A 12,435-nucleotide genomic window follows, 5' to 3' on the forward strand; every position below is an offset into this window, starting at 1 on the left:
GGAACAATAGGCTAATTTTATAAGGCCAAAAGCACTATAAGTAAAATAATATTTTTTATTTTAGGCGTTACACCAAAACAGACAATGCTTTTGACTGAGCAATAATAGTTTTTTTACGGGCAGTTTCCAGCCGACTTACTAAATTTTTTTCAAAAGTTTTCCTTGTTTCAAAGTGACTCTATAGCTGCTAGTTTATCCTTTTTAGACGGTATTACGTAAAAAAGTAGTAAAACATCGACCTAAGGATGAACTTTGGCCAGCGGAACGGGGTTCACTTGACACATACCGACAAATTTTACACCTTTTATATAATTTCAGTTTCCATGAAAGTAAACGATTCATCCATTCCTTCCCCCGAGCTTAGCACAGCAGACCGGATTATCGAGGCTGCTATGGCCTTGTTTTTCCGGTATGGCTATAGCCGGGTTGTAGTCGATGATATTGTGCGGGAACTGGCAATCAGTAAAAAAACGGTGTATAATCATTTCGGGGGAAAATCCGAGATTCTCAACGCTGGCATCGACCGATTTGCCCGGCGGTTTCAGCAACGCGCCGACGAGATTGTCGACAACGTTGACCTGTCGCTCCGGCAAAAGTTAAATGCTTATTTACAGCATATTGGCGAAAGTTTTTCACGCGTTTCAAAAGATTTCTGGGAAGATCTAAAACGCTCTGAGCCAACCGCATACCGACGAACCGTTGACTTCCGGCGTGACATGCAGCTTCGGTATTTGACCCAACTGGTTGAAGAGGGAGTTCGGGTTGGGTATATCCGGAATGATGAGTCGCGCAATTTGGCCATTATTATGTTTATCAGCACAGTTGGCCAATTGACGGATGCCGATTTTCTGGGGCAATTCCCCGACGATATTACCCGCTCCATTCCGGCTACCACCACCGAACGCATTGATCAGGTGCTGAGCATTTTGTTACGGGGTATCCTGACTGATAAATTCTATCAGGAATAGCCTCTATTTTTTTAGCCCGATGGAAACCTAAAAAACATAAAAAGTGTAATTAATACAAATGAAACCGAAACCAATATTCGCTTTTCTGCTGGGGTTGAGCCTGTCAAACGGGAGTATGGCGCAACCGACGCCCCCAACCCGGCAAATGCTTATGGAGCAGGCTCTGAACAAGAGCTACGCCCTGGCCAACAATACCGCTGAGCAACGTAAAGTGCAGTTGGAGAAACAGGCGCTCAAAAATGCGTATCTGCCCGAGCTTACCCTCAACCCGACCTACACGCACCTCGACCGCGATATTTCAATTACGGTACCTCGCCTGCCGTACCAGCCCCTGCCCAAAGAGGTGTACAGTGGCCCGTACGAGTTTAGTCAGCAATTGCAGCCGCGTAACATTCTGAAGGCCACCGCGCAAGCCAATATGCTCCTGTTCTCAGGCACCAAAATTCCGACACTATACAAAGCCCTGTCGTTCAAGCAACAGGCCGTGCAGGCCATAGCCGATAAAGACCGCATGGCCGTGATTCGCGATGTGGCTTTAGCCTACGATCAACTGGCTCTCATTGCGCAGTCGGAACGGGTACTCGACGAAGCCGACAAGCGCCTGGCCGAAGGAGTCCGGTTTATCAATAAAGCCGTTAAAGAAGGTCTGGCGACGCCGTATGACCGCAGCAAAGTCGAACTGGCCGTGCAGGATTTGGCCGCCAAACGCGTCGATCTGAACGGCAAACGTCAGTTAGCGTTGGCCCGACTTACCCAACTGACTGGCACGCCCGCGGATCAGCTGGCGGGTATCCGCCCCGAACTGACGCGTCTCGTAGCCGACACCGTATCCAGCTCAGTCGAGAACCGGCCCGAACTAAAATCACTGGCCCTGGCAAGCGAAGCTACCCGGTACCGCCAAAAAGCAACTCTGGCAGCCTACCTGCCGCAGGTTTACGCATTCGGCAAAAACGAACTGTATCGAAAAGACCTCTCGGCCATTGAACCGTACTGGTATGTGGGCGTAGGCGTTCGCTGGACGTTGTTCGACCGGTTTACGGCCCGCACCGAGCGCCGAACCGCCGAACAGGACCTGCTCATTGCCCAGAATAACCTCGATCAAACCCGCGACTTATTGACGCTCAACCTTCAAAAAACGCAAACGGAGCTGCTCACAGCCAATCAGTTGGCCGATGTGGCAACCCAAAAAGTGACGCTGGCCCGCAAGGCGCTCGACATTGCGACCAAACAGTACGAGCAGGGCCTGATCCGCATTACGGAACGGCTCGAAGCCGAAACCGACTACCAGAAAGCCGAACTCGACTACGCACAGGCAGTAGCCAATCAGCGGGCGGCTCAGGTCGGGCAGCTCGAAGCAACTGGTACGTTAACCATCGCCGACATACGCTAATCACACATTCCGTTTTTACATCTGGCCCAGAGCCAGTACAACCAATCAAATACCATGAAACCGTATTTTTTGCCTATTCTGAGCCTCTTCACCCTTTCGCTCACGAGTTGCCAACCCGAGCAACCCCGCACCGACGAGCTGGAGGGAAAAGTGAAAAAAGAGACCGTTGGCGTAACGGCCAAAGTCCCCGGCCGCATCACCCAACTCTTAGTAAAAGAAGGGGATGTGGTTACGAAAGGGCAAGTTGTAGCCCGGATCGACATTCCCGAAGCCGAGGCCAAACTGCTGCAGGCACAGGGGGCTTTCACCTCGGCAAAGGCGCAATACGAAATGGCGTTGCGTGGGGCTACCCCCAACGAGCGTCGGCAGGCCGATGCCGCTCTCACAGCCGCCCGCGAACAGGCCGACTTAGCCGAAAAAAGCTTTAAACGAGTGCAACACATGTACCAGGACTCGCTTATTTCGGCTCAGCAGTACGACGAAATGCTGGCCAAATATGGGTCGGCACGGGCGCAGCTGAACGGTACACAGGCCAAGCGTGACGAAGTGGATGGGCGGATTCGGGCCGAGCGGATTCGGATGGCATACGGGGATATGCTCCGGGCCGAAGGAGCCCTGAAAGAGGTACAGGCGGCCATTCGGGAAAAAGTCATTGTGGCTCCGCAGGCAATGACCATCGAGAGTATCAGCCTGCACGAAGGCGAATTGGCTCCGGCGGGTTATACGGTGATGACCGGCTACGATAATAGCCGCACCTATTTGCGGTTCACAGTGAGCGAGAAAGAGGTTGGCCCCTTCCAAAAAGGTCAGGTTTACACCGTTAAACTGCCCTACGCGCCTGACCAATCGGTAACGGCCCGACTGGTGACGGTCAAGGAATTGAGCGCTTATGCAGCCCGCACCACCAGCTATCCAGCGTATGAGCTGGGCGAGGCTACCTACGAACTCAAACTCATCCCGACCGATCCTAACCAACAGGACAAGCTCTTATCCAATCAGACGGTGCTGTTGCCCCGTCGTTAATCGACACCCACATGAAAGCCTTTTTTAATCTTTTTCTCCGCGAGTTTCGTCAGTTCTCGCGCAACGGGGTCGCGATGGCAGTGTTTCTGGGCGGCCCGGTGGTATTCGGGTTGCTGGTGGGATACACGTACACCAACGCGACTGTGCGCAATCTGCCGGTTGCGATTGTCGATCTGAACGGCTCGGCACTGAGCGATAAAGTAGTCGATGCCCTCGGTGACACCCCTACTCTCCAGATCAAAACCGTTTTTCGGGACGAGGTGGCCGCCCGCAAGGCGTTTGCTACAGGCACTTACGAAGCAGTGGTCACGATTCCGGCCGGCTTTGAAGGCGACGTACAACAGCGCCGGACACCCGAAATCCAGGTCGACCTCAATATGGCCAACATCCTGACGGCCAACTTTGTATCCCGGGCTGTGCAAACTACCCTGTCGACACTCAACGCCGGCATCGAAATCGAAGGCCTGATGAAACGGGGGGTACCCGCTCTGGAAGCCCGCAATCTGTTTCAGGCATTTAGCATCAACAACACCCGCTACTTCAACCCGTCGGGCAACTACGGCTACTACATGCTGCCGGGCGTTACGGGGGCAATTGTCCAGCAGGTTTTTTTACTGGTACTGGCGCTCGCATTTAGCAAAGAATTTGAAGAAAACACCTTTGAGGAGGTGACTGAGCAAACCCGTTGGTCGGGGGTGGTGCTGCTGGCCAAAACACTGCCGTACTGGCTCATGGGAGCGGGCGTGTGGGCGTTTGTGCTGGGAATTCTGTTCCCACTGTTTCGACTACCCGGCTTCGGGTCGACCTCGGCCCTGCTTGTGCTCGTTGCGGCTTTTACGCTCGCCTTAACGGGGCTGGGTATCCTGGTTAGCATTTTGATTCCGAACCAGTTGCGTGCCACCGAAATCCTGATGATTCTGGCCACCCCGGCCTTCATTATCAGCGGTTACTCGTGGCCTGCAAGTCAGATGCCGGTTTTTCTGCAACAGGTAGCTCAGGCGATTCCGCTGACGCACTACCTGAGCGCACTCCGTAGTGTCTATTTTCTGGGAGCGCCCCTATCGAGTATCCACCCGCAGGTACTTATCTTAACCCTGTACGGTATCGGAACCCTATTGCTCGCCTGGGCGGCTCTGTGGTGGAAAATGCGGAAACAAGAGCCGGTTGTGGTGGAAACGGTGGACGATTATCAACTAATGTAAGCTATGAAAATAGCTGACGCACAGGACCAATTCGACAGGCTCAGCCTGGCTACAAAAGTAGAGGGTCTCCAGTCAGCCTGAGCCTGTCGAAGGCCCAGGTCGCACCGGCGCACCGGTCAGCAACTTTTTTATTGACGTTAGATACTGGACACCAGACTTCGTACGGAAAATAGTCTCCCATCCAGTATCTAACCACCTACCCTCTATTATTTCTTATATGATACCAGCTGCGCCTGTTTCTGGGCTTTCAGGGCCAGTTCGGTTGCCAGGAAACAATGCGTCTGCGACATAGCCGTTTCGGTTCGGTTCAGCACATCGTCGACCAATTGGGTGCCGTATGGCAAAGGCTCGTTGGTGCAGTCGATGTAGCGGGTTTCCTTATGGTCGGTCAGAAACAGGTGATTGCCACCCGACCGGCCACCGATGTCGATATTCTTCCGAATTTCAATGTAGCCATCCGTACCCAATACGGTCAGACGGCCGTCGCCCCAGGTTTTCAGGCCGTCGGGCGTAAACCAATCGACCCGAATGTAACCCATACCCCCGTTGCCCCGCAACATGGCATCGCCAAAATCTTCAAAACCGGGGTACTGTGGAAAATGCACGTTGCCCACCTGCGAGGTCACCACATCAGCCTGTGTGGAGCCCGTGAAATACAGAAACTGATCGAACTGGTGCGAGCCAATGTCGCAAATGATACCCCCGAAGCGCTTTTTATCGAAAAACCACTCGGGCCGCGACTTCAGGTTTAGCCGGTGCGGCCCCAGCCCGATGGTCTGAATCACCTGCCCAATGGCCCCATCTTTCACCATCTGAGCAGCCTTCACCGTAGCCCGGTTTTCGAGCCGCTCGCTGTACATGATGGAGTAAATCCGCTTGGTTTCCTTCTGCACCCGCCGAACCTCGGCCAATTGACTCAGCGATGTGATACCGGGCTTGTCGACCATGTAATCCTTACCGGCTTTCATCACCCGAATGCCGAGCGGAGCCCGTTCGTCGGGGATGGCCGCGCTCAAAATAAGCTGAATGGTGGAGTCCTGAAGAATTTCGTCTTCCGTGCGGGCCTGTTTGGCGTTTGGATGACGTTTGGCAAACTCGGCCGCTAATGCTGGTTCTTTGGCATAAAATGCCACCAACTCACCCCCACCGCGCACCACGGCCTCTACCTGCCCGTAGATATGCCCGTGATTGAGCCCAATCACCGAAAACCGAATCCGGTTGGCCCGTTTGGTGGTATCGTGAATGTAGAACGATGGGGTGCTTATGGGTGTTCCGGCCGATAGGCTCGGCACAGCCGGCGCCAAAACCAGCCCGGCAGCTGTGCTAATCGATTCTTTCAGAAACCGACGACGGTTCGCGTGAATTTCGGTCATATTGTGGGTAAACGAATGCAGGTTACGTGTAGCGATTCATTGGGCGTACTCCCACGCTATAACCGGCTAACGGCCAAAATTTACCCATTTGAGTAAGGATGAAGCATGTGTTTGAGAAGGGAGAACCCAAAAACACGCCCTCTAACTACACTTTGACATGAAAAAGCCCCAAATTTCGCTGATTTGGGGCTTTTAGACTACGCGTCGCGGACTGCGCGTCGCGGTAGGAAGTAGCAGACTTAAAACTGTGGAACTAAATCAACTACACCTATAATGGCTTGTATCTACACTTTCAACTACACTTTGACATGAAAAAGCCCCAAATCTGGCTGATTTAGGGCTTTTTGTAGGAAGTAGCGGGCTCGAACCGCTGACCTCTGCTCTGTCAAAGCAGCGCTCTGAACCAACTGAGCTAACCTCCTTCAACAGTGATCAACGAACAACTACCAGTGAACAGTGAATTGATCGTTGTTCGTTGATCACTGTTGGTTGCTCGGGGGCAAAACTACAAAACTTCCTCTGTTTTCAAGCGCAGGTGGTAGATTTTTTGCGACGGAATACGCCACAACAAAAGCAATCCAACCACAAACAGAACCAGTAGCGCCAGCACACTGTTGCGCATACTGCCTGTGAGTTGCTCCACCAAACCGTACACCAGTGTACCCAATACGATAGACAACTTTTCGGTAACATCGTAAAAACTGAAGAATGAGGCCGTGTCGGCGGTATCGGCCGGAATCAGCTTCGAATAGGTCGAGCGGGAGAGCGATTGTACCCCGCCCATCACCAGGCCTACAATGCCCGCCAGGATGAAAAACTGAGTTTGGGTCTGTACCAGATAAGCCGCCCAGCAGATCCCAATCCAGATCCCAACGGCCACCATCAGGGCGTAAATATTTCCCCATCGCTCCGACAGTCGGGCAAACGCATAAGCCCCCGGAATAGCCACCAGCTGAATCAGCAAAATAGTAGTAATTAAAGCGCTCGACTCCATTTTCAGCTCGTCGCTGGCAAAGATGGTGGCCACGTACATCACCGTCTGTACCCCCATGTTATACACCGCAAACGACACCAGAAACCGCCGGAGCAATAGCTGTTGCCGCACCTGACCGAGGGTTTTTTGCAGCTCCCGGAAGCCGTTGAAAAACCAGGATCGCCACGATTCGGTCGCACTTTCGGGGGATTTGCGAATCCCGTCGGGCAGGACCGTAAAGGGAATCTGGGCAAACCCAAACCACCACAAGCCCACCGTCAGAAACGCCACGCGCGAGGCCATCCCCTCCGAAATACCACCGAACCAGTCGCCTTTCAGAATCATCAGCAGGTTCAGGATCATCAGCAGCACACTCCCGATGTACCCCATCGAAAAACCCCGCGCACTGACCCGGTCAAATTGATCTTCGGTCGCAATTTCGGGTAGGTACGAGTTGTAGAAAACAATACTACCCGCCCAGCCAACAAGGCTCCAGCCGAAGCAAAAAACGGCAAACGTCGTGGTGTCTTTCGTAAAAAAGTACAACAAGGCGCAGGCTGCCGAACCCGTGTAGCAAAAGAACTTCATGAACGCCTTCTTGCGACCGCTATAGTCGGCCAGGGCTGTACAGAACGGGCTTAGCAGAGCCGCCAAGAGCATGGCCGCCGACACGGTGTACGAAAATAATACCGAGTTTTTGATCGGGAAACCCAGGAAATTGATCACCGGTCCACCCGATTCGTTCAGGGCCGTAGCGGAAAAGTACACCGGAAAAATACTGGAAACAATTACGAGCGAGTGTACCGAATTGGCCCAATCGTACAGTGTCCAGGCCCTGAGAATGCGCGGATTATTCTTTTGCATGAAGGAAAAGGGCAGTTAAGTACTGAATCAAAATCAAATGGATAATGGCCAGTGTATAATGAATAATGAACAAGCTTACAATCAGCAAAATAAACCATTATTCATTTTCCATTATGCATTATCCACTCTGCATTCACTTAACTCCTCAGATATTCGGTACAAACACAAGGTTGGCAACCTGTTTGGTGCCGTTCACCTGTACCTGGTCCTGCTGTAAGATGAGGGTTTGGCGGGTAAGCTGAATAATTTTGAACTTACCTTTGAAACCAGTCACCTGAATATCGAGCGCCGTGTTGTTGTCCACAAGCGACCAATCGCCCGCATTGATAATCTGGCGGGTTGTCAGGTTAATGGCCCGTACCACTTTGTTGGTGTTGAACTGAAACAGTAACTCAAACAGAACGGCGGTTTCGAGCCCCAACGCCGATTTATTGATTTCTTTGCCCCCCGTATCCGTCACCCGGTCGACTCGCCAGGGGTTGGTGGTGAGCAGCTCGGTCTGACCCGTCTCCGTGACCGGTGCCGGATCGGTCTCCCGTTTGCATTGGGTAAACAGGCCTATGAGTAGAAAAAGAAGAAAACAACGGGTGAACAGACGCATGAAACAGTCAGTTTTTGATTTGTAGATGCCAAATTAGCGGTTAATTGATAGATTACGGAAAGGAGAGCCAAAGTATGAGTATAAGGCACAACGGAAGCAGATGGGCATCCGCACTGACAGGGTTCGTCCGAAAGTGCCTGTTCAGCAGCATAATGATGTGGCTCGTTTGCATGGCGGCCTGGGGGCAAGACCGTTGCGCCGACCCACTCTCTTACACCCCCGTAAGCGCACCCGGCCGCATTGAGTGGGACAAGTTCCCTGCCTTCAACCTGCCGTTTACGATTGTGTACGGTGGTCCCCGCCTGGGCGACGTACAGGCCAAGCCCCTCCAGCATGGGTTTAGCCATATTTCGACCGTGCAGGAAGCCGAATTTGGCACGCTTGTACAACCCCGGCAACGGGCTATCGAGTGGAGCGGGTTTGCCTTTGGCCTCAACCAGCCCTGGGAAACCGCTGAAAGCCCCTGGAACAACGATTTGAATGCCTACCGTGCCCGCTGGGACCGCTGGCTCCGCGATGCGTCGGGTGGGGTTCGGAACGCGGCCGGTCAGTACCTGCTCCCGACCGATATTCTGATGGTCGACTACGAACGGATTCACGAAACCGACACCCGGATTCTACGCTTAAAAACCGACCCTACCACCCCAGCGGCTTACCGGTCGCTGCCCGACGATCAGTTTTTGCTGCGGTACAAAAAAGACATAACGGCCCTCTACGCCGAGGGGCTGCGTTTCATCCGCGAACGCGCCGACCTGAGTCGGATTCGAATGAGCACCTACAGCGACACCCCCATTCTGAACACCTTTGTCAACGTGGTGGGTAACTCCTGGACCGACTGGAGTACCAACCCCAACCGCGTACACTATCTCCTGAAAGACACCACCTCGTTTGCGCGGGTGGGTGGCCCCTTCTACGAGCGTCTCGACTACGTGGGCCCATCGGGTTACTACTATTATGACTATCCCAGCGCACTGGCACCCGATTACTTAGCGTACCTTTTGTTTCAGGTCGAGGCCAACCGCGCCTGGACAAACAAGCCCGTGATGCCGTTTGTCTGGATGCGTTTTCACGATTGCTGTGGCAACTACCCCCGGTTTATCCGGCCCGAAATGGCCGAAGCCACGGCTATTTTTCCGTTTTTCTCGGGCGCTAAGGGACTATGGCTCTGGGAGGTTCCCGGTTTCGACAACCCTCAGTCGAACATCTACCGGCCGAATGATGTGTACACAGCCTACGAGTCATTCGTACATGGACTGTATCGGCTTTCGCGCTTTTCCGACATGTTTGAGGGTGATTACCAGCTTGTCATTCCCAAGCCCGCCCGCGACCTGATGGACGCCCGCGAGCCGGTTTGGCGGGGCGTAGTGAAAGGGCAAAACCTACTTATTGCCGCCCAAAACCCCTACGCAGCCGATGGCGCAACCACCACCATTCCGGTTCGGTATGGGAATTTTAGCCGCGACATTGTGCTGACGGGTCGGCAGGTATATCTCTGCCAGTTTAATCTGGCGGCCGTAACGGCTGTGCCCGATGCACCCGCGTTTTCTGAGCTGACCGTATCGCCCAACCCTACTGCGGATTGGGCTACTGTTACATTCTCGGCGGCAAAGGCGGGCGAGATTCGACTTCAGGCGGTTAATCTGCTCGGGCAGGTGGTGCTGGAGAAAGCTGTACGGGCCGCAATGGGTGTAAACAAACACCCACTTAAGCTCAATCGACTTCCCACAGGAACCTACATTATTCAGGTTAGCAACGAACAAGGCAAAGCTGAAACCCGGCTGATTAAAGCAGACGAATAGAATCTAACGGCATAACCGTTCAATCGTCTATCTCAATTAATAGCTGACGCATAACCCTTGTTTTAAGCAATATAACAAAAATTGGCGATCTCTGGCACACATTCCCCTCCTTTCTCGGTTATGCCTACAGGATCTAATGCCTGTAGAACATGCCCAACCGATTAGCCCACGAAACCAGCCCTTACCTGCTTCAGCACGCACACAACCCGGTCGACTGGTACCCCTGGGGCGAAGATGCCCTGACCAAAGCCGTTCGGGAAGACAAACCCATTCTCGTGAGTATTGGCTACTCGGCCTGCCATTGGTGCCACGTGATGGAGCGCGAATCGTTTGAACGCGAGCAGATTGCCACCATCATGAACGAACGGTTTGTGTGTATTAAAGTCGACCGGGAGGAGCGGCCCGATGTAGACGCTATCTACATGGATGCCGTGCAGGCGATGGGCGTGCGCGGAGGGTGGCCCCTCAATGTGTTTTTACTACCCGACGCCCGGCCGTTCTACGGGGTTACCTACCTGCCCCCGCAACAATGGGTAAACCTGCTGGTGAGCGTACGCAATGCTTTCGACGAGCACCGCGATCAACTTATCGAATCGGCCGAAGGGTTTACCAATGAACTCAACCTGAGCGATAGCGTGCGCTTTGGCCTGACCGATAGCAGCCCGCAGTACCGGCAGGCAGTGGCCGAGACCCTGTTTGAACAGGTTGCCACCAAATTCGACCGGGAGAAAGGCGGCCTGAGCCGGGCACCCAAGTTTCCGATGCCCAGCATCTACACGTTTCTGCTCGCTTACCACCAACTCACCGCCGACGAACGCGCCCTGAATCAGCTGACGCTCACCCTCGACCGGATGGCCCTGGGTGGTATCTACGATCAGTCGGGCGGTGGATTTGCCCGGTACTCGGTTGATGAAGACTGGTTTGCCCCGCATTTCGAAAAAATGCTTTACGATAACGGGCAACTCCTGAGCCTCTATGCCGATGCCTGGCGCGTTACGGGCAATCCGCTTTACAAACAGACAGTGTATCAAACCATTGCGTTTGCGCAGCGCGAACTCCTGAGTCCCGAAGGCGGGTTTTACTCGGCCCTCGACGCCGACAGCGAGGGCGAAGAAGGCAAGTTTTATACCTGGACCACGGCCGAACTCCGCGACATTCTGGGTTCCGATTTTGAGTGGTTTGCCGATCTGTACTCTATTGAGGAAGACGGCAACTGGGAGCATGAAACCGGTCACGGCAAAACCGGGCGCAACATTCTGCACCGCACCCTCACCGACGAACAGTTTGCCCAACGCGCCGACTGGACCGTGGCCGAGTTGCACGAGATGCTTGCCGGAGCCCACCAGAAACTGATGGCCGTACGCGCAACCCGCATCCGGCCCGGCCTCGACGACAAAATACTGTGCTCCTGGAACGGGCTGATGCTTAAAGGGCTAGTTTCGGCTTACCGGGCTTTTGCCGAGCCCCATTTTTTAACCCTTGCCCTACGACTGGCCCATTTTCTGTTGCACAACATGCGCGACAAACGCAATCGGAACGCCGAACCGGGGCGGTTGTGGCACACGTACAAGAAAAACGGTGACGCCCCCGGCCGGGCCAAACAGGCCGCTTTTCTGGAAGATTATGCCGCCGTGATCGACGGGCTACTGGCCTTGTACCAGGCTACGTTCACCGAAAGCTGGCTCCGCGAAGCCGATGCCCTCACCCAATACGTGCTCGGAAACTTTGCCGATACCGACAGTGACCCGCTCCTGTTTTTCACCGACAAAAACGCCGAAGACCTCATTGCCCGGCGCAAAGAGCTGTTCGACAATGTGGTGCCGGCTTCCAACTCCATCATGGCGGGTAACCTTCTTACCCTCAGCACCCTGCTCGACCGACCGGCCTACGCCGAACTGGCCGACCGGATGCTGGGCCGGATTGGGCCACTGCTCGAAAAGAACCCCGATTACCTCACCAACTGGGCCGCCCTGTACACCCGCCGGGTGCTCCCCTCGGTCGAGATTGCAATTATCGGACCCGAAGCCGACGCCTACCGACGCGAGCTGGAAAGCCACCTGACCACGGGCGTCCTATTCTGTGGGCTTGTTTGCAACACACCCAACACCTGTGTATCGGATTTACCACTGCTCCGCGACCGAACCATGCGCGACGGTCAAACGACTATCTACGTGTGTCATGACCGAGCCTGCCAGTTGCCGGTTACGAGTGTGGCTGAGGCTATTAAACTGCTATAAACGCA

9 protein-coding genes and 1 tRNA gene are annotated in these 12,435 nt (G+C 54.0%); 6 read left to right on the top strand and 4 right to left on the bottom strand.

Features of this window, described 5'->3' with window-relative positions; genetic code table 11:
- Positions 1 to 323 precede the first annotated feature (323 nt).
- The 4 genes from RUDLU_RS0102175 to RUDLU_RS0102190 are packed head-to-tail and all read left to right on the top strand — an operon-like array spanning position 324 to position 4,583.
- The gene (locus tag RUDLU_RS0102175) at positions 324 to 968 is read left to right on the top strand and encodes a TetR/AcrR family transcriptional regulator (protein ID WP_044129762.1); all 645 of its coding nucleotides are present in this window, start codon (positions 324 to 326) and stop codon (positions 966 to 968) included.
- Between the two features lie 58 nt (positions 969 to 1,026).
- Entirely contained in the window at positions 1,027 to 2,358 is a 1,332-nt protein-coding gene (locus RUDLU_RS0102180) for a TolC family protein (protein WP_019986706.1), read from the top strand.
- A 54-nt stretch (positions 2,359 to 2,412) separates the two neighbouring features.
- A complete protein-coding gene (locus tag RUDLU_RS0102185) occupies positions 2,413 to 3,381 on the top strand; it encodes an HlyD family secretion protein (protein ID WP_019986707.1) in 969 nt (322 codons plus the stop codon).
- Between the two features lie 11 nt (positions 3,382 to 3,392).
- Positions 3,393 to 4,583, top strand: a complete 1,191-nt coding sequence (locus RUDLU_RS0102190; protein WP_019986708.1) for an ABC transporter permease — start codon at positions 3,393 to 3,395, stop codon at positions 4,581 to 4,583.
- Positions 4,584 to 4,789: 206 nt separating this feature from the next.
- Here the strand turns inward: RUDLU_RS0102190 and RUDLU_RS0102195 are convergent, their stop codons facing one another.
- From RUDLU_RS0102195 to RUDLU_RS0102210, 4 genes are all read right to left on the bottom strand, one after another.
- Positions 4,790 to 5,956 (bottom strand): Gfo/Idh/MocA family protein, encoded by a 1,167-nt coding sequence (locus RUDLU_RS0102195; protein WP_019986709.1) that lies wholly within the window; start codon positions 5,954 to 5,956, stop codon positions 4,790 to 4,792.
- A gap of 347 nt (positions 5,957 to 6,303) precedes the next feature.
- A tRNA-Val gene (locus RUDLU_RS0102200) sits at positions 6,304 to 6,378 on the bottom strand.
- Between the two features lie 83 nt (positions 6,379 to 6,461).
- Positions 6,462 to 7,793, bottom strand: a complete 1,332-nt coding sequence (locus tag RUDLU_RS0102205) for an MFS transporter (protein ID WP_019986710.1) — start codon at positions 7,791 to 7,793, stop codon at positions 6,462 to 6,464.
- A gap of 145 nt (positions 7,794 to 7,938) precedes the next feature.
- Positions 7,939 to 8,394, bottom strand: coding sequence for a hypothetical protein (locus tag RUDLU_RS0102210; protein ID WP_019986711.1), 456 nt, complete (start codon positions 8,392 to 8,394; stop codon positions 7,939 to 7,941).
- A 152-nt stretch (positions 8,395 to 8,546) separates the two neighbouring features.
- On the opposite strand from RUDLU_RS0102210, the gene RUDLU_RS0102215 reads away from it, so the two are divergent.
- Both RUDLU_RS0102215 and RUDLU_RS0102220 read left to right on the top strand, forming a co-directional pair.
- Positions 8,547 to 10,193 carry a T9SS type A sorting domain-containing protein gene (locus RUDLU_RS0102215; protein WP_044129285.1) on the top strand — a complete coding sequence of 549 codons (1,647 nt, stop codon included), beginning with the start codon at positions 8,547 to 8,549 and terminating at the stop codon, positions 10,191 to 10,193.
- Positions 10,194 to 10,342: 149 nt separating this feature from the next.
- Positions 10,343 to 12,430, top strand: coding sequence for a thioredoxin domain-containing protein (locus RUDLU_RS0102220; RefSeq protein WP_019986713.1), 2,088 nt, complete (start codon positions 10,343 to 10,345; stop codon positions 12,428 to 12,430).
- Positions 12,431 to 12,435 lie beyond the last annotated feature (5 nt).

Origin of the sequence: Rudanella lutea DSM 19387, from assembly GCF_000383955.1 — a bacterium.
Taxonomy (GTDB): domain Bacteria; phylum Bacteroidota; class Bacteroidia; order Cytophagales; family Spirosomataceae; genus Rudanella; species Rudanella lutea.